The organism is Campylobacter sp. RM9334, assembly GCF_020138145.1.
Taxonomy (GTDB): Bacteria; Campylobacterota; Campylobacteria; order Campylobacterales; family Campylobacteraceae; genus Campylobacter_E.
This window is the reverse complement of sequence record NZ_JACGAX010000002.1, coordinates 1-22,265: the sequence shown is the minus strand read 5'-3', so window position 1 is coordinate 22,265 and position 22,265 is coordinate 1. Positions and strand designations below refer to the sequence as shown.

Annotated in this window: 26 protein-coding genes; 20 read left to right on the top strand and 6 right to left on the bottom strand. The window is 27.8% G+C overall.

Annotated elements, in window-relative coordinates; translation table 11 throughout:
• The first annotated feature begins 1 nt into the window (after position 1).
• The 5 genes from AVBRAN9334_RS01120 to AVBRAN9334_RS01100 all read left to right on the top strand — a co-directional run bounded on the left by AVBRAN9334_RS01120 (position 2) and on the right by AVBRAN9334_RS01100 (position 4,449).
• Complete coding sequence (locus AVBRAN9334_RS01120) at positions 2 to 817, top strand: flagellar hook capping FlgD N-terminal domain-containing protein (protein WP_336606790.1); 816 nt, start codon at positions 2 to 4, stop codon at positions 815 to 817.
• Positions 814 to 2,361: a flagellar hook-basal body complex protein gene (locus AVBRAN9334_RS01115; RefSeq protein ID WP_336606789.1), complete on the top strand. Its 1,548-nt coding sequence runs from the start codon at positions 814 to 816 to the stop codon at positions 2,359 to 2,361. The genes AVBRAN9334_RS01120 and AVBRAN9334_RS01115 overlap by 4 nt, the downstream gene beginning before the upstream one ends.
• A gap of 442 nt (positions 2,362 to 2,803) precedes the next feature.
• Positions 2,804 to 3,103 carry a competence protein TfoX gene (locus AVBRAN9334_RS01110; RefSeq protein WP_336606788.1) on the top strand — a complete coding sequence of 100 codons (300 nt, stop codon included), beginning with the start codon at positions 2,804 to 2,806 and terminating at the stop codon, positions 3,101 to 3,103.
• Positions 3,104 to 3,259: 156 nt separating this feature from the next.
• Positions 3,260 to 4,135 (top strand): permease, encoded by an 876-nt coding sequence (locus AVBRAN9334_RS01105; protein ID WP_336606787.1) that lies wholly within the window; start codon positions 3,260 to 3,262, stop codon positions 4,133 to 4,135.
• A gap of 8 nt (positions 4,136 to 4,143) precedes the next feature.
• On the top strand, positions 4,144 to 4,449 hold the full coding sequence (locus AVBRAN9334_RS01100) for an ArsR/SmtB family transcription factor (protein ID WP_336606786.1): 306 nt from the start codon (positions 4,144 to 4,146) through the stop codon (positions 4,447 to 4,449).
• Between the two features lie 12 nt (positions 4,450 to 4,461).
• Here AVBRAN9334_RS01100 and gltS read toward each other — a convergent pair whose 3' ends face one another.
• The 5 genes from gltS to nth form a co-directional block, all read right to left on the bottom strand.
• A complete protein-coding gene (gltS, locus tag AVBRAN9334_RS01095) occupies positions 4,462 to 5,763 on the bottom strand; it encodes a sodium/glutamate symporter (RefSeq protein ID WP_336606785.1) in 1,302 nt (433 codons plus the stop codon).
• A gap of 178 nt (positions 5,764 to 5,941) precedes the next feature.
• On the bottom strand, positions 5,942 to 6,130 hold the full coding sequence (locus AVBRAN9334_RS01090; RefSeq protein WP_214115772.1) for a hypothetical protein: 189 nt from the start codon (positions 6,128 to 6,130) through the stop codon (positions 5,942 to 5,944).
• Positions 6,131 to 6,342: 212 nt separating this feature from the next.
• Positions 6,343 to 7,143, bottom strand: coding sequence for a YihY family inner membrane protein (locus AVBRAN9334_RS01085; protein ID WP_214115771.1), 801 nt, complete (start codon positions 7,141 to 7,143; stop codon positions 6,343 to 6,345).
• Entirely contained in the window at positions 7,140 to 8,384 is a 1,245-nt protein-coding gene (locus AVBRAN9334_RS01080) for a ComEC/Rec2 family competence protein (protein ID WP_336606784.1), read from the bottom strand. Before AVBRAN9334_RS01080 ends, AVBRAN9334_RS01085 begins: the two co-directional genes overlap by 4 nt.
• Complete coding sequence (gene nth / locus AVBRAN9334_RS01075; RefSeq protein WP_214115769.1) at positions 8,347 to 8,988, bottom strand: endonuclease III; 642 nt, start codon at positions 8,986 to 8,988, stop codon at positions 8,347 to 8,349. Before nth ends, AVBRAN9334_RS01080 begins: the two co-directional genes overlap by 38 nt.
• Before the next feature lie 74 nt (positions 8,989 to 9,062).
• On the opposite strand from nth, the gene AVBRAN9334_RS01070 reads away from it, so the two are divergent.
• From AVBRAN9334_RS01070 to AVBRAN9334_RS01035, 8 genes are all read left to right on the top strand, one after another.
• Positions 9,063 to 9,872 (top strand): peptidylprolyl isomerase, encoded by an 810-nt coding sequence (locus AVBRAN9334_RS01070; protein WP_214120118.1) that lies wholly within the window; start codon positions 9,063 to 9,065, stop codon positions 9,870 to 9,872.
• Positions 9,873 to 9,881: 9 nt separating this feature from the next.
• Complete coding sequence (fbaA, locus tag AVBRAN9334_RS01065; RefSeq protein ID WP_214115767.1) at positions 9,882 to 10,931, top strand: class II fructose-bisphosphate aldolase; 1,050 nt, start codon at positions 9,882 to 9,884, stop codon at positions 10,929 to 10,931.
• A 2-nt stretch (positions 10,932 to 10,933) separates the two neighbouring features.
• Positions 10,934 to 12,013, top strand: coding sequence for a MotA/TolQ/ExbB proton channel family protein (locus AVBRAN9334_RS01060; protein ID WP_336606783.1), 1,080 nt, complete (start codon positions 10,934 to 10,936; stop codon positions 12,011 to 12,013).
• Positions 12,006 to 12,995 (top strand): OmpA family protein, encoded by a 990-nt coding sequence (locus tag AVBRAN9334_RS01055; protein WP_214115765.1) that lies wholly within the window; start codon positions 12,006 to 12,008, stop codon positions 12,993 to 12,995. Before AVBRAN9334_RS01060 ends, AVBRAN9334_RS01055 begins: the two co-directional genes overlap by 8 nt.
• Positions 12,976 to 13,923 carry a glycosyltransferase family 9 protein gene (locus tag AVBRAN9334_RS01050; protein WP_336606782.1) on the top strand — a complete coding sequence of 316 codons (948 nt, stop codon included), beginning with the start codon at positions 12,976 to 12,978 and terminating at the stop codon, positions 13,921 to 13,923. The genes AVBRAN9334_RS01055 and AVBRAN9334_RS01050 overlap by 20 nt, the downstream gene beginning before the upstream one ends.
• Positions 13,920 to 14,795, top strand: coding sequence for a lipid A biosynthesis lauroyl acyltransferase (locus tag AVBRAN9334_RS01045; RefSeq protein WP_336606781.1), 876 nt, complete (start codon positions 13,920 to 13,922; stop codon positions 14,793 to 14,795). Before AVBRAN9334_RS01050 ends, AVBRAN9334_RS01045 begins: the two co-directional genes overlap by 4 nt.
• Positions 14,792 to 15,673 carry a glycosyltransferase family 9 protein gene (locus AVBRAN9334_RS01040; protein WP_336606780.1) on the top strand — a complete coding sequence of 294 codons (882 nt, stop codon included), beginning with the start codon at positions 14,792 to 14,794 and terminating at the stop codon, positions 15,671 to 15,673. The genes AVBRAN9334_RS01045 and AVBRAN9334_RS01040 overlap by 4 nt, the downstream gene beginning before the upstream one ends.
• A 61-nt stretch (positions 15,674 to 15,734) precedes the next feature.
• Positions 15,735 to 16,082, top strand: a complete 348-nt coding sequence (locus AVBRAN9334_RS01035) for a cupin domain-containing protein (protein WP_336606779.1) — start codon at positions 15,735 to 15,737, stop codon at positions 16,080 to 16,082.
• 30 nt (positions 16,083 to 16,112) lie between these two features.
• Here the strand turns inward: AVBRAN9334_RS01035 and glnA are convergent, their stop codons facing one another.
• Positions 16,113 to 17,543, bottom strand: a complete 1,431-nt coding sequence (glnA, locus tag AVBRAN9334_RS01030) for a type I glutamate--ammonia ligase (protein WP_336606778.1) — start codon at positions 17,541 to 17,543, stop codon at positions 16,113 to 16,115.
• A gap of 83 nt (positions 17,544 to 17,626) precedes the next feature.
• Here glnA and AVBRAN9334_RS01025 point away from each other — a divergent pair, with 83 nt between their 5' ends.
• The 7 genes from AVBRAN9334_RS01025 to AVBRAN9334_RS00995 form a co-directional block, all read left to right on the top strand.
• Entirely contained in the window at positions 17,627 to 18,343 is a 717-nt protein-coding gene (locus AVBRAN9334_RS01025; protein WP_214115759.1) for a chemotaxis protein, read from the top strand.
• Positions 18,343 to 19,590 carry a peptidase U32 family protein gene (locus AVBRAN9334_RS01020; protein ID WP_214115758.1) on the top strand — a complete coding sequence of 416 codons (1,248 nt, stop codon included), beginning with the start codon at positions 18,343 to 18,345 and terminating at the stop codon, positions 19,588 to 19,590. The genes AVBRAN9334_RS01025 and AVBRAN9334_RS01020 overlap by 1 nt, the downstream gene beginning before the upstream one ends.
• A 9-nt stretch (positions 19,591 to 19,599) precedes the next feature.
• Positions 19,600 to 20,082 (top strand): DUF3972 domain-containing protein, encoded by a 483-nt coding sequence (locus tag AVBRAN9334_RS01015; protein ID WP_336606777.1) that lies wholly within the window; start codon positions 19,600 to 19,602, stop codon positions 20,080 to 20,082.
• 2 nt (positions 20,083 to 20,084) lie between these two features.
• The gene (locus AVBRAN9334_RS01010) at positions 20,085 to 20,801 is read left to right on the top strand and encodes a tetratricopeptide repeat protein (protein WP_336606776.1); all 717 of its coding nucleotides are present in this window, start codon (positions 20,085 to 20,087) and stop codon (positions 20,799 to 20,801) included.
• 99 nt (positions 20,802 to 20,900) lie between these two features.
• On the top strand, positions 20,901 to 21,344 hold the full coding sequence (gene rplI / locus AVBRAN9334_RS01005; RefSeq protein WP_214120108.1) for a 50S ribosomal protein L9: 444 nt from the start codon (positions 20,901 to 20,903) through the stop codon (positions 21,342 to 21,344).
• Entirely contained in the window at positions 21,344 to 21,880 is a 537-nt protein-coding gene (hslV, locus tag AVBRAN9334_RS01000; protein ID WP_214115754.1) for an ATP-dependent protease subunit HslV, read from the top strand. The genes rplI and hslV overlap by 1 nt, the downstream gene beginning before the upstream one ends.
• Before the next feature lie 2 nt (positions 21,881 to 21,882).
• Positions 21,883 to 22,265: AAA family ATPase (locus AVBRAN9334_RS00995; RefSeq protein ID WP_336606775.1), on the top strand; the 383-nt coding region annotated here is incomplete at its 3' end.

Sequence of the window (22,265 nt, the reverse complement as noted above, 5' to 3'; positions counted from 1 at the left end):
AATGGCAATTTCACCTATGAATAATACTGCTATGAGTGTTAATACAAGTATCGCTGCACAAAATGCTAATACGCTTTCTGATAAGCAAAAATCAGAGGGCTTTAGTCTTGATAATACCGTTCATACAAGTGATGTAAAAAAGCAAGAAGCAGATGCAAAAGCCTTAAAAGAAGCTGATGGAACTAATCCAAATTCTAAGATTTCTCAAGAAGCTTTTATGAGATTATTACTTGAAGAATTAAAGCATCAAGACCCAACAAGTCCAATGGATAGTGATAAAATGCTAACTCAAACAAGCCAACTAGCAGCTCTTGAAACTCAAGAAAAAACTAATAAAACTATGGATGAATTAGCTAAGAGAATGGAATTACTTAGCAATAGTGTAGGAATTGGTATGATTAATGCAGTTGGTAAAATGGCTGTGCTTAAAAAAGATACCTTTACTCACGATGGTAAGGCTGTTGATTTGCCGTTTAACTTATACTTTCCAAATGGTGCTCCAAATGATGTAGTAATAGGTGTATTTAACTCAAATAAAGAGCAAATTGACTCAATTAAAGTTGATAAAGACATTATTCAAAAAGGTAATAATAATTTTATTTGGGATACTAGATATGAAGATGGAACTATTAGAGAGAAAGGCGATTTTAAATTCGTAGCTCAATATGAAGATGAACACGGAAATATAGTTCAAATTCCTAGTGGTTATTTTAAGGTTGATGGGGTTACTTTTGAAGATGGCAAGGCTTATTTAAACGCTTCTGGTATTAAAATCAGCTTTGATGATATAGCACAATTTCAGGATGAAAAACTATGATGCGTTCATTTTATAACGGGGTTAGTGGGGTAAAAACTCATAGTTTTGGAATGGATTTATTAGCTAATAACATTTCAAACATAAACACCGTTGGCTACAAGGCTGCTATGCCTGAATTTAAAGACATATTTTATCAAACAGGCAATGATGTTGGTGGCTTAAATAATTTTGGGGCAAATCAAGTCGGACTTGCTGCAAGTGGTTTAAGCTCAACTTTTTCTCAAAAACAAGGAGCTTTAGTTTCTAGTCAAAATACCTTTGATGTAGCACTTGAAGGCAAGGGATTTTATGGCATAAAAGATTACGATGGTAATACTTATTATACTAGAAATGGGGCTTTTAATATTGATAGCGATTTTAATTTGGTTGATAGTTTTGGAAGATTTGTGCTAGGGACTATGAATGCTGGATTTAATGCGAGTGCTATGAGTGAAAATATTAAAGAAATGTTTGGAAAAGTTAGTTCAAATGCTGGTTTTACAATATCTAATAATGATTTAGATATTAAACTAAACGCACCAAACGCACAAACTCCTATAACATTGCCAAGAACACTTTTTATGAATGCAGTAGCAACTACAAATGTAAATATTAAAGCAAATCTTAGCAATGCTTTTCACGAAGAAGATAAGTATATAAATCTTGATAATATTGAATTAGAAATTGATAATAATAAAAGCACTTTTAAAGCAAGTAATCTTGAGCCTAATGCTAGAATTTTATTAGAAGTTGATAGGGGAGATGGAAGCGATACTATAGAAGCATTTGCTGATGAGTTTGGGAATTTAGAAAAGACAATTAGTGGGAATGTAAATAGCTTTAGTGCAAGGCAAGTAAAGACTATTAATGTAGGTGCTAATAATAAATTTGATATAGCAACTTATGATGTGAATGGAAATATTAGAAAAATTGATTTGCAAATACAAGCTATTGATAAGCTTAATTTCAAAGCTACTGCTATTTTAAAAGATACTCAAGGAAATACTATTAGTGAAGCTAGTGGGAATATTATTTTTAATACCGATGGTTCATTAAATACAAATGAATTAAATCAAATAGATGGAATAAATCTAAATCTAGGAAGCCCAAGAGTTGATGGCAAGGGTGGATATGATGGATTAACTTGTATTGATAATGCAAAAATAGAGCGTTATGTAGAAGCAAACGGCTATCCAGCAGGAGTTTTAAAAGATTACGCTATTGATGAAAGGGGCAATATATTAGCTAATTTTACCAATGGTAAATCTCAAGCTGTAGCTAAGTTTGCAGTGTTTAATTTCGTAAATGAGCAAGGCTTACATAAAAATGGAGAAAATGAGTTCAGCACTACTCCTGATAGTGGAAATCCTATATTTTTTACCGACGCAAATGGTAATGTAATAAACTCATATAAAATCAAATCAAATTATTTAGAGCAAAGCAATGTGGATTTAGGCACGGAGCTTACTCAAGTGATTATTTTTCAAAAGGCTTATGAAGCAAACGCTAAGAGCATCACAACAGCCGATCAAATGCTAAAACGCGCAATAGAGATGAAAAAATAATACAAAATAAATTATATTTAGCACAATTTTTCGTGTTAAATATAATTAAAAATATATTTTAAATAAATTATTTAGTATAAAAATATTTAAAAATTGTGTGTTTAATACTATTTTTAAAATATTTTCTACTAAATATTAGATATAAATGCTTTATTTTTAAGAGATAAATTATTAGTTTTACTTAATTAGTATTTTGGAATTATTTTTGATTTATAAGAACAATATTTTATAGTAATTTTTAATATGTTTTGATTTTGTTACTTTAAAAAGTTTTATTATTTATACAATTTATTTTACTTATAATTTAACTTTATATCAATTTAACTTATACATAATCATATAGTAATTAGACTAAACATAATTTTTAATTTTACTTATTGCTATTTTTAAGAAAGATTAATTTATAGCTAAAATTAAGGATTATTTAGAGTATGTTTTAGACTTGTTTGATGGATTGAATATAAGATATAAATATATGTTTAGTGAATATATGCTGTATTATAAAGATAAGGTTATAGGTGGTATTTTTGATAATCAATTATTATTAAAACCTACAAAATCAGTGTTGAAATACTTAAATGAACCTACTTTTTTATTGCCTTTTAAGGGTGCAAAAAATGAGATGGTTTTGTTTGATAAAGAAGATAAAGAGCTTTTGAGTATGATTGTAATAGCAATGGTTGATGAATTGCCAAATCCTAAAAAAAAGCTTAAAAATAGTAAAAATTGTATTAGTAATTAAAATATTTATAAAAATTCTTAATTTTAAATTCTCATAGCTATTTTGATTGAAATCTTGTGAAAAGTATTTAATATATTTATAATATATCAAGATAACTTGATATTTAGAATACTATAATAAATTTTCAAAATTATTTTATTTTGAAAAAGGATTTTTATGGAATTTACAAGTGAGAAATTATTAGAAACTTTTTATGAGTTTTTGTTTTTAACTGCTGAAATAAGCTTTTTATTTATTTTTATCAATATGATTATGTTTTATATTAATTCAAGATATAGCTTTAATAAATATTTAAAAAATAATATTTTTTCATATTTTATAGCAATATTTTTAGGCTCAATTACTACTTTTTGTTCTTGTTCAACTATACCTGTTTTTAATTCTTTAATTAAAAACAATATTAATCACGGAGTAGCTAGCGCTTTTTTACTAACTTCGCCATTAATTAATCCTATGCTAATTACTATGCTACTTAGTGCATTTGGTTTTAGCATAACTTTTTATTACATTATTTATATAGTTATATTTGTATTTATTATAAGCTATTTAATAGGTTTAATACCTGCAAGATTGCTATTAAAAGATATTGTAACTAAAGAATTTCAATTTAATCAAAATACCAAGCTTAATTTGTATGAATGTTTATACAAGTCTTTAAAATCATATAAGGATATTTTTTATTATGTATTATTTGGTATGTTAATAGGTGCTTTTTTGCATAATTTTATGCCTGTTGAATTTATTAAAGATTATTTATCTAGTTTTGGAATTTATGGTATATTTTTGGCTAGTTTTGTTGGTTTGTTGCTTTATATACAAACTTGCTTGATTATTCCATTGGGAGTAACTTTAATAAATGTTGGGTTTCCTATCGGTATATTTTTTAGCTTTTTAATAGCTGGTGGGGGTTGTTCTTTGCCTGAATTAATTTTACTTAGGTCAATGTTTAAAATTCGTATGATGATAATATTTATCATTAGTATTTTATCAATGGCAAATATTTTTGGAATTTTACTTTATTTATTTTATTAAGGATTAAAATGAAAAATTTATTAAATTATACAGCAGCTATAAATGATGAAACTAGGCTTAAAATCTTAGCTTTTTTAGATATTCATAAAAAATGTTGCGTATGTGAGATATGTGAGAGTTTTATGATGCTTCAATCTAGGATTTCAAGGCATTTAAAGATATTAAAAGATGCTGATTTATTAATAGCTAGTAGAGATGGGGCGTTTATTTATTATGAGATAAATTATGAAAATACTAAAGAGATTTTAGAGCTTTTAAAAAAGGCTAATTTTACTTTACCTGATTTAAAAACCCCAAAAGAATGTAATTCCTAGAAAATCTAGGAATTAAAATAAAAATCCAACAAAGCCATTAACAATAAGAGCATTTACAATATCTACTAAAAATCCACCCATAATAGGAACGATAATAAATGCTATTTTGCAAGGTCCGAAGTGATTTGTTACTGCTTGAAGATTTGCAATCGCGGTTGGAGTTGCACCCATACCAAAGCCACAATGTCCTGCTACAAGGCAAGCTGCTGCGTAGTTTTTGCCACAAATAACAAAGGTTACATATCTTACATAAATAATAATTGCTATTGTTTGAATTATTAATAAAACGCTGATTGGAACAGCTAATTTTATAAGTTCAACGATATTTAAAGTCATAATTGACATAGCAAGGAATAATGATAAAGCCACATTTCCTATCACACCTACTTCTCTATCAAATACTTTATGAATATTTAGTGAGCTAAAGCCATTTCTAATAATAATACCTGAAAATAAGCACCATACAAATGTTGGCATACTATCTAAGAATTTTAAAAAGCCATTTTCTTTATTTGTAGCTACATTTGCTGCTTGACACGCATAATCAATCGCATTACCAATCACTAAAGCAAGAGCAATTAAACTTAAGCTTGTAATAAAACTATAGCTTGTAATTAATCTTACTTTTTGCGGACTCGTAAATGCTTCATCACTTGATTGTTCACTACTTTCTATTTCATCGCTTTTTAGATTAAATTTCTTTACTAAGTAATTAGCCATAGGACCTCCAATTAAACCACCTGCAATAAGTCCATAAGTAGCACACGCCATTGCTATATCGGTTGCTTGTGCGAAGTTATAAGGTGATTCTTGAAATGTAGCTCCCCAAGCAGCACCAGTTCCGTGTCCACCACTAAGTGTAATTGAACCGCCTAATAAACCAATTAATGGATTTTCACCCATAGCACTCATTACTCCAACACCAATTGCGTTTTGAACTACTAATAGAGCAAAAACAGCAATAGCAAAAGTTACTAGCAATTTTCCACCCTTTTTAATACTGTTAAAATCAGCACTAAGCCCAACCGTTGCATAAAATGCTAATAAAAGTGGGGTTTTTATATCTTCTGCGAATTTTACAGTAAAATTTGCATAATAACTAGATAAGAATAAAATAAATGCTACTATGATACCACCAGTTACAGGCTCTGGGATATCATAATTTCTTAGAAAGCTAGAGCAATTTGTTACAACTCTTCCTAAAATAAGAACCAACATAATACAAATAAATGTGCTATAAAAATTAAGTTCAAGCACACTAGTGCCATTATCATTGCTAAGCAAAGTTGCAATACCGAGATTGATTTTTTCCATTAAAACTCCTTTTATTAAATCGCTTTATTTTGTCTTAAAATATTTAATTTGTTACAAATATAAGCAATTAATTTTGTTTTTTTAAAAAAGTGAGTAATTTTGTAATAATTTTGAGATTTTATTTAATAAAGTTTTGATTGATATATAAAGAAGAGCTACCTAAAAGGTAGCTTAGAAATTATTTGCTTTCAGCGTCTTTTTTTTCTGCTTCTGGCTCAACTGCAACTGCTTGTGCGTTTGCATCAGCATTTTCTACTGATTGAGTTTGTTCTACTGGTTGAACTTTTGTAGCGTCTGTATTTTCTTCTGCGAATAAACCTGCACTAAATGCACCTAAGATAGCTGTTAAAACTAATAACTTTTTCATTTTTTCTTCCTTTTTAATTAAAATGCGCCGGCATTCTACTCCTACAATCTTAAACTTTACTTAAAAAAAATAAATTTTGAAAAAATATTCTGAAATTCCTAATATATAGTCAAATTAGCGATTTTAAATTAGCAAAATATTTATAAAATTATTAAATATATTTATATAATTTAAATTAAACAATTATGGATTTTAAAATAGGAATTTAGTTCCTATTTTGTTGATTTTGTTTTTGCATTATCTGTGTTTAGTAAAGAACTAATTCTTACTCCATTAAGATAAATTATCCAAGAAAAATAAAGCCATATAAAGAAAAATAAAACAGCAGAAAAACTACCATAAATGCTAGCATACACTTTATTTAGTGATATATAAAATACAAAAAGACTTTTAAAAATGCTCCAAACTAAAGCTACTAAAAAGCTTACTAGAGCTATGATTTTAGGATTTAAATGTTTATTAATTGATATATGAAAACATACAAAAAACAAAGCCCAAATGATTAAAAAAGGTAAAATCCCTAAGAAATTAAACTTAAGTCCTATTGCATCTATATATTTTTGAATTTTATAACTTAAATAAAAGCTAGTTAATAATCCTAAAGGCGCTAGAGTAATTAGCGACCAATATGTGCTAAGTGATGAAAAAAAGCCCTTTTTGGGAGTATTGCTAATGTGCGAGATGGTATTTTCATAAGCATTAAAAAACATAAATAAAGCAAAAACCATAGCGATAATTCCTGCTACATCAAGTTTTGTGCTATTTTGTAAAAATTGCTCTATGTAATTTACAGAATTTGCTTCTTGGTTTGGCAAAATTAAGCTAAATATAAAATTATTTAATTGGCTGCTTTGTTCTTTAAAACTTGGCATATGAGCGAATACAAAAAAACTTAAAGATAAAATCGGAATAATATTTAAAACACTATAAAAAGAAAGCGAGCTAGCGTGTTGTAAAATACCTTTATCACTTACATTAATGATTGTTTTTAAAATGTGTAAAATCTTTTTCATAAAAATCCTAGATAAATAAAAAATATTAAGTTCAAACTTATAACAAAAATTGCTAAATACCTATGAAAAATTGATAAAAAACTAAGTATTAAATAAATGAAAAAATATTTAAATTCCAATTTAAAATTAATTGCAAACATTTTAAAATCTAAAAATATTAATAAGTATTTATCCAATAAATCTCCTAAATTAATAATATGTAAAAACAAAACTAAAGGATAAAAAATCACAAAAATAGGAGTTAAAATAATCCCTAATAATTGTTGAAAGCTAAGCAATGGAAAAAAGTATAAAACAGGTGCAACCATTGCAAAAAAGGTGCTAAGTTCAAGGCAGATTAGTTTTGTAAGTGAATTAGCATTAAAATGATAAATAAATAAAAATATATAAAAAACCCCTAGACAAGAGAAGAAAAATCCTACATTAAATAAAAAGCTAGGATTAATAGCAATGCAAATAAAAAATGCTAAAAATAAATGTGAAAAACTAAGAATTTTAATTGCTCTAATTATAAAATAAAATCCCAAAATAGCCATTATAAATGAGCGAAAATAGCTTGCAACTAGACCAATTTCATAAAAATATAAGGCTAGGATTATGAAAATAATTATTCCTAAATCAAAATGAATTGACCTATATGGAAAAAATCTTTTTTGAAAATATTTATAAATAATTGAAAATATAAAGAAAAATATGGAATAAATAAGCCCTAAATGATAGCCTGATATTGCTAGTAAATGTGCAATTCCATAGTAATTTACGCTATCTCTTAAATCCTTGCTAATGCTTTTTGCAAAAAATAAAGCTCCAAAAAATTGCTTCATAGTTAAATTCTCGTGCTGATTTATAAAATAACTTACAAAAGCGTTTTCTTTAATCTCATCTAATTCTTCTAAAGCATAGCTTGGTAAATAAAATCTAGCTTGTAAGTATTCATAAAAATTAAGCTTATTTTTAGCTGCGAATTTTAAGCTGATTTGATTGGATTTAATTTCTTTTTTAGTAGTTGTGTATATTAAAACATCTTTATATGCAAGTGCTAGAACATAATAACTTTTATTATTTTTAGTTTTTAAATAATTATTGTTTATTTTTAACTCATAACTATCTTGTTCTAAAAACTCGCAAAAATCTAAGAATTTCAAATGCACTTGCAAACAAAATATAGCAATTAAAACAATAAATATTATAAAATAATGTTTTTTATTGATTATTAGAGTTCTTTTGCTCTTTATATTCATCACATAAATCGTTTAAAAAACAATTATTACAATCAGGTTTTTTAGCCTTGCAAATATATCTTCCAAACAAAACCATTCCTTTATGCAATTTATCAAGGTCAGTTTTAAATAGTTTTGTAAGCTCTTTAGCACAATCATTAGGAGTTTTTGCATTTGATATTTTTAACCTTTTGCTAACTCTAAAAATATGAGTATCTACAGCCATTACATTTGCACCCAAACTCTCGCATAAAACCACATTAGCAGTCTTTTCTCCAACCCCTGCAAGATTTATCAAATCATCAAATCTCATAGGTATAATTCCTGAATGAAATTCCACAACACTTTTTGCCATTTTGATAAGATTTATAGCTTTGTTTTGATAAAAATTACAACTTTTAATTAATTCTTTTATATTCATTAAATTTGCATTTGCTAAAGAATTTATATCAGGATAGTTTGCAAATAAACTTGGTGTTATTAGATTAACCCTACTATCAAGGCATTGAGCTGATAGCATAACACAAACTAAAAGTTCATAATCATTATTAAAAATTAATTCACTTTTTGCGTTTTTATAATTATTTAAAAATCTATTTTTAATTTCTTTTTCTCTTCTTCTCATAATTACTATCTTACTATTTTTTTACACAATATTTGTAAAATGATATATCAAATCAATTGAAAAAGGAAGATATTATGAAAAAAATTTCATTAGTTCTAGCAGGACTTTTATGTGGTGTAAGCTTAAATGCAGCTGTGGTTGCAACTTATAAAGGTGGAGAAATTACAAGCGATGATTTAGCACCTTATTTAGCTCAATTTCAAATAAGCGATGTAAGTGCGCTTCCAAAAGAAGTTAAAGATGGTTTAATAAGAGATGTATTATCAAAAAGACTTTTTGCTAAAGAAGCTGAAAAAATGAAATTAGATAAAGATGCGAAATTTCAATCAGCTTTAAATAGTGCAAAAGAATTATTACTTGCTCAACAATATTTATTGAAAAAATTTGAAGGTATCAAGGTAAGTGATGCTGAAATTAAAAAATATTATGATGAACATTTAAATGATTTTAAAGTTCCTGAAGCTGTAAAAACTAAACATATTTTAGTTGCTAGTGAAGCTGATGCTAAAGAAATATTAAAACAATTAAAGGGTCTTAAAGGAGATAAATTAGTAGCTAAATTTAGCGAACTTGCTAAATCAAAATCACTTGATAAAGGTTCAGGAGCAATGGGTGGCGATTTACCTTATATGAGTGCAAATGAATTAGTTCCTGAGTTTTTCAATGCAGCTAAAAAACTTAAAAAAGATGAAGTGTCAGAACCTGTAAAATCTCAATTTGGTTTTCATGTAATCTTAGGAGAAGATTTTAGAGCTAGCAGACAAGGAAGCTTACAAGAAGCAACTCCATTTATTGAAAATGGTTTAAAAAATGAAAAACATAAAGAATTAATTAAAAACGAAGTTGAGAATTTGATTAAAAATTCAGGCTTACAAGTTAAATAAGGATTTATAATGGGTGTTTTAGAATTGGTAAAACCAGGTGTTATTTATGGTAAAGATTTAGAGCGCGTTTATGCTTACGCAAAAGAAAATAAATTTGCAATTCCAGCAGTAAATGTTGTAGGAACAAATTCTATAAACGCCGCATTAAAAGCTGCTCGTGAAGCAAATTCGCCTATTATTATTCAATTTAGTAATGGCGGAGCAAGTTTTTTTGCAGGAAAAGATTGTCCTAATTCAGCAGTAATTGGGGCAATTGCAGGTGCAAAGTATGTGCATGAAGTAGCAGCTGCTTATGGAGTAGTTGCTATTTTACATACCGATCACGCAGCAAAAAAACTTTTACCTTGGATAGATGATTTAATTAAGGCAAATGAAGAATTTTATGCAATTCATAAAAAACCTTTATTTAGTTCTCATATGCTTGATTTAAGCGAAGAAAGTTTAAACGAAAATATTGAAATTTCTTGCGAATATTTTAAGAAATTTAACGCATTAGAAATCGGTATAGAAATTGAATTAGGTTGCACTGGTGGAGAAGAAGATGGAGTTGATAATACAAATATTGACAATGCTAAATTATACACTCAACCAAGCGATGTAGCACTAGCTCATAAAGAATTAAGCAAAATTGGGACAAATTATACAATCGCAGCAAGTTTTGGTAATGTTCATGGGGTTTATAAACCAGGAAATGTAAGACTTGAGCCAGTAATTTTGCATAATTGTCAAGAATATTTACAAAAGGGTGCAAAACCACTTAATTTTGTATTCCACGGCGGAAGTGGTAGTGAAGCAGAAAAAATCACTGAAGCAATCAATTACGGCGTAATTAAAATGAATATAGATACTGATACTCAATGGGCATTTTGGGATGGTGTTCGTGAATATGAAGTAAAAAATCACGGATATTTACAAGGACAAATCGGAAATCCTGAAGGCGATGATAAGCCTAATAAGAAATATTATGACCCAAGAATGTGGTTAGTTGCTGGAGAAAAATCTATGCAAAAACGCCTTTTACAAGCGTTTAGCGAGTTAAATTGTATGAATAGGAATTAATCTTGCAAACAATAATTGTTAAAAAGAAGAAAAGTGTATTTTCTTCTTTTTTATTTTTAATCTTTTTACCTTTATTAGTCTTCGTGTTAGCGATTTTAGCTTATTTAAATATTATAAAACTTATTATGCCATTACATACTATTATAATGTGTGCTGTGCTTTTAGTATTTGCTATGTTTTTTGCACCGCAAAATGAATATTGTGTATATGCAAAAATTAAAAAGAATTCGTCAATTTTTGAAAATGATTTAAAAGATTTTATTAAAGATAATTCTTTAAGAATTGATGAAATTAGTAAGGCTAATGTGAGTTTTGATGAATTTTTTGATAATTATTTACATAAGCTAAAGCCACTTTCATTTGGATATATTGCTAGTGCTGTTTTTCCAATGATTGGAATTTTAGGAACATTTATAAGTATTGCAATATCTATGCCTGATTTTAAAGTAGGTAGTTCAGCTGCGCTTGAAGGAGAAATTAGCTTATTGCTTAGTGGAATTTCAACTGCTTTTTATGTTTCAATTTATGGGATTTTTCTTACTATTTGGTGGATGTTTTATTCAAGACTTGGTATTGCTAAAATTAATAATTTTAAAGAAAATTATAGAATTAATAGTAAAAAATATTTTTGGAGTAAAGAAGAATTAGAAAGAATTTCTCTTAGAAAAAATAGTGAGTTATTTTCTAATACAAATTTATTATTATCAAAGCTTTATGATAATGAGTTTTTTAATGAAATATCAAAACTCCATCAAGATAAATTTACAGGTTTTAAAGAATTATTTAAATCTTATGAAAAAATTGCGATAGTTCATACAAATTTAGCTCAAAAATCTTTAGAATTAAGCAATAAAAATACTAAGCAAATGCAAGAAAAGATAGATGAATTTTCATCAAGAATTGAAAATAGCTTGAAAGAATTTGCTAAATTAAAAGAAGATTTAGAAGCTAAATTATTAGATTTTAAAAATATTTATGAAGATGAAAAACACGAATTTAGAATAGTTGATGAATTAAAAGCTGATATTGAAAACCTTAGTAAAGAAGCAAATCAGGTATTAAATAAAATAAATAATGCGTAATAAAGATAATAATAATTTTTGGATAGTTTATGCTGATTTGATGGCTGGATTATTGTTTGTATTTATTTTAGTTCTTAGTGCTATTGTTTTAAAATATATTTTTACACAAAATGAGCTAAAAAATGAACAAAAACATTTAGATGAATCAAAAGCTTTAATAATTAGCAAAGATGAGCTTTTGAGCTCGTTAAATGAAGAGCTTGAAAAACTCAATATTTCATTAAACGATGAGCTAAATAAAAATAAAGATGCAAATGATTATATTAAAAAATTGCTTCTTAATTTAGATGAAAATGCAAAAAACAAGGAAGAATTATTAAGCAATATTGACAAAAAAGACGCACAGATTTTAATGCTACTTAAAAATCTTGAAGATACTGAAATAAAAATAAAAAATAAAGATGATAAAATAGACGAATTAGCAAAGCAATTGAGTGGGTTTAAGGTTGAATACGAAAAGCTTAAAAATAATAAAACAAAATTAATTCAAGCTTTACAAAATAAATTATCAAATGATATTTTAATCAATCTTAATTCAGGCAGTATTAGCTTAAATGCTAGTATTTTGTTTGATAGTGCGGAGTATTTGATTAAAGATAGTGCAAAAGAAGAGCTTAAAAAAACTCTAATTAAGTATTTTGATGCCTTGCTTAGCTCACCTGAAATTCTAGCTAATATTGATAGTATAGTGATTGAAGGACATACTGATAGCGTTGGTGGATTTACTTATAATCTTGAGTTATCTCAAAAAAGAGCTTTGGAGATTATGAAATTTATTAATTCGTTTTATAATGATAAAAGATTAGAAAAATTACTTGTAGCAGTTGGCAAAAGCTATAATGATTTAAAATTTAAAGATGGCGTTGAAGATAAACAAGCAAGCAGAAGAATAGAAATAAAATTACAATTTTCAAATGAACAAGCAATCAAGGAATTTGAAAGTGTAATTTCAAAGGATTTAAGTGAAAATAGCAATAATTAGACTTAGTGCAATGGGCGATATTTTTCATATGCTATGGCATATTAATTATATAAGAGCTGCATATCCTAAAGCTAGGATTGATTTTTTTGTAGATTCTAGGTTTTATTTTTTACTTGATGGACTTATTTGGTTTGATAATATTTATTCGTTACCACTCAAAAAACACCCAATAAAAGCATTAAAAGAGATAAAACATTTAAAAAAATCATATGATATTAGTATTGATTATCAAGGAAGAATAAAATCAGGTTTTTTAGCAAATTATTTGAGCGCAAATTCTTATGGATATTCTAAAAATGGTTTAAGAGAAAAGTTAGCTTATTATTTTTATAAAAACCATTGCAATTGTGATTATTTAGAAAATGTGTATAAAAGAAGCCTTGAATTAACTCGCTTTGCTTTAAAAGAATTTAAAAATGATGAGTTAGTAACTAGCGATATATTAATTTATGATGAGATAAAAACTCAAAATATTATGAATAAAATAAAGCCTTTAATAGAAGATGAATTTATATTATTACATAATGGCTCAAGTAAAATAAATAAAATGCTCCCTTTAGAAAAATTGATTGATATTTGTAAAAATTGTGATTATAGAATATTGCTTAGTTGGGGTTCTCAAATAGAACTTGATAGAGCAAATGAGATTGCAAAAGAATGTAAAAATGCTAAAGTCTTGCCTAAAATTTCATTAAATGAATTAGTGTTTTTAAGCAAATTAGCAAAATTAATCATAGGAAATGATAGCGGGACTACTCATATTGCTGTGGTTTTAAATCGTCCTAATATAACTTTTTTAAACGAATGTGATAAAAAACCTGCAAAAAGATTAATAAGTCCATCTAATTTACAACATTATTTTTATAAATTTAGCGATGTAAATAAAGAAAAAGTTTTAGATATTATTAATAAGGTTTTTAGCAAATGAGAGATTATTTATATATTTTTATTTTTTATTTTTTTAATTTTTTACTAAAATTAATTCCCAATAAGATTTTAAAATTCTTTGCTAATTTAATCGGTAGCCTAGCATTTAGAATTAATAAAAAACATAAAAATATAATCTTAAAAAACTTAGAGCATTTTTGCAAACTCACACAAGCTCCAAAAAGTATAGAAATTACCAAACAAGTTTATAAAAAATTTGCCTTTTATATATTATCAATGGTAAAAAATCAAAATATAAGCCAAGAAAAATTATTAAAACAAATAAAATTATTCAAAAACGAAGAATATTTACAAGATTTATTAAGTGCTAATGCAAAAATAGTTTTTACAACAGCACATTATGGATATTGGGAGATTTTGCCATCTGCTGTTGCTATTAAGTATAATTGTAAAATTAATATAATTGGAAGAGCTTTAGAGAGTGCAAAAATTAATGCCATACTTACTAAATATAGAGAAAATTTCGGAGTAAAACTAATAGAAAAAACAAATGCTTTAAGACCTATGATTAAGGCTTTAAACAATAATGAATTAGTAGGAATTGTAAGCGATCAAGACGCACATATTAAAGAAAGTAGCGAGTTTATTTTATATGGTAGAAAAGTTACTCAAAGCAATGCAGCAAGTCTTATAGCTAAAAGGTGTGATGCTTATTTATTGCCTGTTTATATTTATGAAATTAGCGATGGTTATTGTATAGAGTTTTTTAAGCCATTAAAGGCTAGTGAAAAAACAATAGAAGAACTTAGCTTTTATCAATTAGAATGCACTAAAAAAATGTGGGAGAAAAATCCTAGTGAGTATTTTTGGTTTCACAAAAGATTTAAGACATTTTATGGGGATGAGTATTGAAAATTTTTATATATTTACCTAATTGGTTAGGCGATGCTATTATGGCTGCTGGTGCTATTAATGCTTTAATTAAAAAATATCCTAATGCAAAAATTACTTTTTATGGAAGTTTTGTAGCTTGTGAGCTTTATAAGGATTTAGGTGAAATTGTAGTAGAGATAAAAAAACAAAGATTAAAACAAATTAAAGCTTTAAAAGAAGAATTTGATTTAGGAATTTCATTTAAAGCAAGTTTGTCATCTAAGTTTTTGTTATTTATATTAAATGCTAAGAAAAAATTTTATTTTAAAGCAAACAAAAGTGATAATACTCATCAAGTTTTAAAATATTTTAATCTAATAAAGCCACTTGGATTGGATGAACAATTAAACACAGCTTTACCTTTTAAAAAGCTTAAAACAAGAAAACTAATAGGAATAGCAGCTGGTGCTAATTATGGTGCTGCTAAATGCTATGAGCCTAGTTATTTTGCAAAAATTGCTAGCACTTTTAAAGAGCATAAAATAATACTTTTTGGGACTCATAATGAAGCTGGAATTTGTAATTTTATTGAAGATGAGCTTAAAAAATACGATATAAAAGCCATTAATTTGTGTGGTAAAACTAATATTAAAAGATTGGCTTTAGCAGTTTCTAGCCTTGATTATTTATTGGCAAATGATAGTGGAATTATGCATTTAGGTGCTAGTTTTAATATAAAAGTTCTAGCATTTTTCGGACCTACGAATACAAAACAAACATATCCTTTTTGTAATAATGGTAAGTTATTTTCATTGTTTTTGCCTTGTTCTCCTTGTGCTAAAAAAGTATGCCCTTTAAAGCACCACAATTGTATGAAACAAATGACACCTGAATTTGTATTAGAACAAATGAGATAAATCAAGTCTTTTTATTTCTTTAAAGAGTAAAATACTCCTAAAATTATTCAAAGGAGATTTTATGAAATTTAATGTAATTTATGAAGTAAAAGAATGGCAAGGTAATTCAAGTGAGTTAAAAATAACTCCAATTTATGATGATGAAGCAAACAAAGAAATCCAAATTATTTTACCAAAAGGTAAAATTATGCAAGAGCATAAAGCTCCAGGAGTGATTGTGGTTCAGGTTTTAAAAGGGGATATTGAGTTTGTAATTGATAATAAAAGTATAAATCTAAAAGATTTGATGAGTATAAAAGTAGCTGCTAATATTAATCATAGTTTAATTGCTAATGAAGATAGTATAATTAGACTAAGTCTTGCAAAAAATGATAATTTTAGTAGGGTAAAAAGCGTTCAAATTGATTAATACTTTAGAGGTTTTTCAACCTCTAAATAATTAGCAAGAATATGTAGTTTTAAATTCATATGCAGTTGGGCGTTGTTCTACTGGCCAAACTTGATTTTTAAACTTCATATGTTGATAATCTTGTATGCAAACATCAGTAAAAGCAGGTTTTAAATAAGCATTATCACGGATTAGGCTCTCTAAAGCACCCCTTAGAGTATGTGGTAATTGCTCTATTCCTTTTTCTCTAATTTCATCAAGGCTTAATTTAAATAAATTCTCATCCATAGGTCCAGCTGCAGTAAGCTCATTTTTAATTCCATCAAGACCTGCTAAAAGCATTGATGAAAATGCCAAATACACATTGCTAGAACTATCAGGAAAACGCATTTCAACTCTAGCACTTTTTTCGTTAATTCCATAAGGCACTCTACAACTAGCTGAACGATTTTGACAAGAGTAAGTTAGAATTGATGGAGCTTCAAACCCTGGGATTAATCTTTTATAAGAATTAGTAGTTGGATTTGTAAATGCTGTTACACTTCTTGCGTGTCTTAAAACCCCACCTATATAATGAATTGCAGTCTTGCTAAGTCCTGCATAGCCACTTTTATCATAGAATAAGTTTTTGCCATTTTTAAATAAGCTCATATGAACGTGCATTCCGCTACCATTATCAAGATGAAGTGGTTTTGGCATAAATGTAGCAGTTTTACCATTTAGATGAGCTACCATTTTTACTACATATTTATATATTTGAACATTATCAGCAGCTTCTACTAAAGTATTAAACTTAACCCCGATTTCTCCTTGACCTTGTGCGTTTTCGTGGTGATGAACAAAGCATTCAATACCAACACGCTCTAAAACTTGAACCATTTCAGCTCTTAAATCTTGCATACTATCAACAGGAGGAACTGGAGTATAACCACCTTTTCTTCTTGGGCGATGACCGGTGTTATAAGCGTCTTCATAATGCTTACCATCATTCCATTCACCTTCTTCTGTGTCTATTTGATACATAGCATAATTCATTGTATCTACGATTTTAATATCATCAAAGATGAAAAATTCATTTTCAGCACCAAAATACGCAGTATCAGCAATATCACTACTTTCTAGCATTTTAAGAGTTCTTTTTGCTATTGTTCTTGGGCATTTTTCATAAAAATCATTTTTATAAACATCAAAAATATCACAGATTACAATAACGGTATTGTCGCTTGTAAATGGGTCAATAAAAGTTGTTGTAACATCAGGGATTAATATCATATCACTTTTTTCAATTGGTTGCCATCCTTTATACGAGCTTGCATCAAAAGGAATTCCATTAGTAAGTGTATCTTTTGTTACACTTTTCATAGTGTATGTATGATGATTCCAAGTGCCATCAAGAGAAGTAAATCTAAAATCTACAAACTTTATTTCATTGCTTACGCAAAAATCAAAGAATTCGGTAACATTATTTACAAATTTAGCCATTTTTTTAACCTTAAGTTAGATTTGATTAGCTATGATTTTAGCTAATATTTTTTAATTAAGTATTATTTTAAGGAAGAAAAATAATGACGCAAGAAGAATTAGATGCTTTAATGGCTGGTGGGCTTGATGATTTTGAAGATGAAATTGTTAATGATATAAAAGAAGAAGTTGTAGAGCCTAGTGAAGCAATTGAAGATTTAGAAGATGAAGAATTGAGTTTAGAAGAAGAATATAAATCATATAGACCAGATTCAAGGAAATCTTGGCCACCACCACCACCAACAGAAGATCATAAGGTTGTAAATCAATTAGATGATGTAACTCGTGATAGTGAAGTTAAAGCTACTGAATTACTTGAAAAAATTGAAACAATGATGGATTATTTTGCAACTGCTGAAAAGATTATAAAAACCTTTAAAAAATCAGTTCAAAATCAAGTTGAGTTATTTACAACTTTAAATGAGAAATTTCCTAATGTTAATAAATTTAGTGAATGTTTAGCTGAATGCAAAGAACAATTAGCAAAAATTGATGAAGCATTAGATAATTTAGCAATGGGACAAGATGAAGCTATGATGGCAATGGATGCTATGCAATATCAAGATATTCATAGACAAAAAATTGAGCGTGTAATTAATGTAATGAGAGCGTTATCTAAGTATATGAATAGCTTGTTTGAAGGTAGAATTGATGATGAAAAAAGAGTTAGTAGTGCTGTTCATATTGAAGGAGATAGCACAGCTGATTTGGTTACAAATGATGATATTGAAGCATTAATTGCATCATTAGGTAAAAAATAATGCTAACTCCACAAATAATTGCTCCAGCAGGTAATTTAAAAAAATTAAAAATTGCTGTAAATTATGGTGCTGATGCTGTTTATGCAGGACTTTCATCGTTTTCTTTGCGCTCTCGTGCTGCTAAAGAATTTGATGAAACTAGCTTTGCAGAAGGTATAAAATATGCTCATAGCAAAGGTGTGCAAGTTTATGCAACGGTTAATGGTTTTCATGTGAGTGCACAACTAGAAGGTCTTAAAAGACATTTAGCCTTACTTGCCGAGCTAAAACCTGATGCGTTAATAATCGCTAGTATAGGTGCTATGAGATTAGCAAAACAAATAGCTCCTAATATTCCTATCCATGTTAGCACTCAAGCAAATATTTTAAATTATGAAGATGCTTTAGTTTATAAAGAATTAGGTGCAAAAAGAGTTGTAATTGCTAGAGAATTAGGCTTAAAAGATGCTTGTGATATAGCAAAAAATGCAGATATTGAAATAGAAGCATTTGTGCATGGCTCAATGTGTTTTGCTTATAGTGGAAGGTGTTTAATATCAGCAGTTCAGAGTGGAAGACGCTCAAATCTTGGTGCATGTGCTAATGATTGTAGATTTCCTTATGAATTATATGCGAAAAATCCAGAAAATAATGCTTTATTTAGAATAGTAGAAGATGATTTAGGAACACATATTTTTAATTCTAAAGATTTAAAACTTGCTAATTATATAGACAAAATTATGGAAAAAAATGCCATAAATGCCTTTAAAATAGAAGGAAGAACTAAGAGTGAATATTATGTAGCTTGTGCAACTAGAACTTACAAACAAGCTGTAATTGATACTTTAAATAATCAATTTGATGCAAAAAAATATGATGATGAGTTAAATACTTTAAAATCTCGTGGATTTACTGATGGGTATTTAATGGCTAGACCTTATGAAAAAGATGATACTCAAAATCACGAAACTTCAATAATGCAAGGCACAATGCAAGTGCATGGGTTTAGCGAAAATGGTAAAAGCATAGCTAGTAAGGGAATTATTAAAAAAGATTATGAATACGAAATATTTGCTCCATTAAATGCGAATATTGAATTAGTAAATAATGAAATAGGCGAAATTTATAAGCGTGATGATAAATATTTTTGCAAATTTAAAAAGCTTATAAATGAGAATAACAAAGAATTTGGCGAATTACATAGTGGCAATATAAATGAGATTTTAAGCCCATCTTTATTGCCAGAATTTAGCTTTTTAAGAGCATAGGAGTTTTTTATGCAAACATATCTTGAACTTAGTGAATTTTGCAAATTAGTTCATTTGAATGAAGAAGTTGTAATGGCTATGATTAAAAGTGGTTCATTAAAACACAAATATGAAAATGAAAAGCTTTTAATAGAAGCAAATGCAGGGACTTTTGCAATCGTTCCTGTAAAAGATAAAAACATAGAAGTTCAAGATATTGCAAATACCCCTGCAGGTAATTTTATAGAAAAGACAATAGGAACTATTCTTAATCTTCACGAGAAAGTCTTAGATGCAAAGGATGAGACTTTAGAAGTTTTAAGGGGCGAAAATGCCTTTTTAAAAGAAGCACTTTATTCTATGCAAGAGCTTTATGATGAAGATAGAAAAATAATAGATACTCTAAATAAAGAATTAGAATTAGCTAGAGAAGAAATTGAATATCTTAAACGCAAATATAAACTGATGTGGAATAAAGCTGTAGAAAATTATCAAAAAGATATTAAAGAATAAAAATGAGAAAATTCTTATTATTTGTATTTATTAGCGTGTTTTGTTTTGCTAATCAAGGTTTAGAGTATTATAAAAATAAAGAATACGAAAAAGCTGCTAAAATTTGGGAAAAAGAATGTGCTAAAGATAATTTTAAGTCTTGCAGTTTTTTAGGTTATATTTATAGTCAAGAAAAATATGTAAAGCAAGATTATTCAAAAGTAATTAAATTATTTAAAAAAGCTTGTGATGCAAATGAGTTTGGTGCTTGTTTTGGTTTAGGCTGGATATATAAAAATGGAAAAAGTATAAAACAAGATGACAAAAAAGCAAATAACTTATATGAAAAAGCTTGTAATGCAGATGTTTTTGAAGCGTGTTATAATTTAGGTAATTCTTATTATATTGGACAAGGTGTAAAGCAAGATTATAGTAAATCAATCAAGTTGTATGAAAAAGCTTGCGATGGAGAAGTTTTTAATGCTTGTTATAATGCTGGCGTTTCGTATAGCGAAGGAAAAGGCGTAAAACAAGATTACAATAAAGCAATTAAATTATATGAAAAAGCTTGTGATGGAGAATATCCTATGGCTTGCAATAATTTAGCTCTTGCTTATTTTAATGGTGAAGGTGTAAAAGAAGACTATAATAAAGCGCTTAAATTAAGTAAAAAAGCTTGTGATTTAGGCGAGCAGATGGGTTGCTATAATTACGACATACTTAATCAAATAAAGTATTAGAATTTAAATCATTCATTATAGATTTAAATTCCACATAATAATTTGCGTAAAATATACTTTTTTTTATTACAATCAATAATATTACAAAAAGGAGAAATTATGAAAGTTTTATTAATTAAAGATGTAAAAGGCTTAGGTAAAGCCGGAGAAGTTAAGGAAGTAAAAGATGGTTATGGTCAAAATTTCTTAATTGGTAAAGGTTTTGCAAAAGTTGCTAGCACAGAAGTGCTTAGAAAACACGCAAGTGATTTAAAGAAAAAAGAAGAGCAAGACAGATATGAGCTTGAATTAATGAATAAATTAAAAGATAGTTTAGCTGATAAAAAAGTTATTATTAAAAAACAATTAGGTGCTAATGGAGCATTATTTGGTGGAGTTACAAAAGATGAAATTTCACACGCTATTAAAGAGCAATTCAACCTTGAACTTGATAAAAAAAGCATTCAAGATTATGCTATTAAAGCAGAAGGTGAGTATAAAGTGAGTGCAAAATTAGGTCATGGCATTGTTGCTGAATTTGTAGTAGTGGTAAAAGGTGCTTAATGTTTCACGCTACTACGATTTTAGCTTATAAAGGAAAAGATGCTTCAGTAATTGGTGGTGACGGGCAAGTTACTTTTGGAAATACGGTTTTAAAGGGTAATGCAGTAAAACTTAGAAAGCTTTATGAAGGAAAAGTATTAGCAGGTTTTGCAGGAAGCACTGCTGATGCTTTTACTTTATTTGATATGTTTGAAAAAATGCTTGAGAGTAAAAAAGGAGATTTAGAAAGAGCTGTTATTGAGTTTTCAAAAGAGTGGAGAAAAGATAAATACTTAAGAAAACTTGAAGCTATGATGATAGTTTTAAACAGAAAACAAATCTTTTTATTAAGCGGGACAGGCGATGTAGTTGTGCCACAAGATGAGTGCATTTGTGCTATTGGAAGTGGTGGAGCATACGCACTTAGTGCTGCAAGAGCATTGCATAATCATGCAAATTTAGATGAATTAACTTTAGTTAAAGAAAGTCTTAAAATTGCAGGAGAGATTTGTATTTATACAAACACAAATATAACTACTTATGAATTAAGGGATTAAGAATGCAGATGTTACCTAAAGAAATTGTTGAATTTTTAGATGAATATGTAATAGGTCAAGAAAAAGCTAAAAAGGTAATTGCTATTGCTTTAAGAAATAGATATAGAAGATTAAAGCTTGAAGAAAGTATGCAAGATGATGTTGTTCCTAAAAATATTTTAATGATAGGAAGCACAGGTGTTGGTAAAACAGAAATTGCAAGAAGAATTGCTAAATTAATGGGCTTGCCTTTTATTAAAGTAGAAGCTAGTAAATATACTGAAGTTGGTTTTGTTGGTCGTGATGTAGAAAGTATGGTAAGAGATTTAGCTAATGCAGCTTTAACTTTAGTAAAAAATGAACATTTAGAAAAAAACAAATCAAGATTAGCTGAACTAATAGAAAA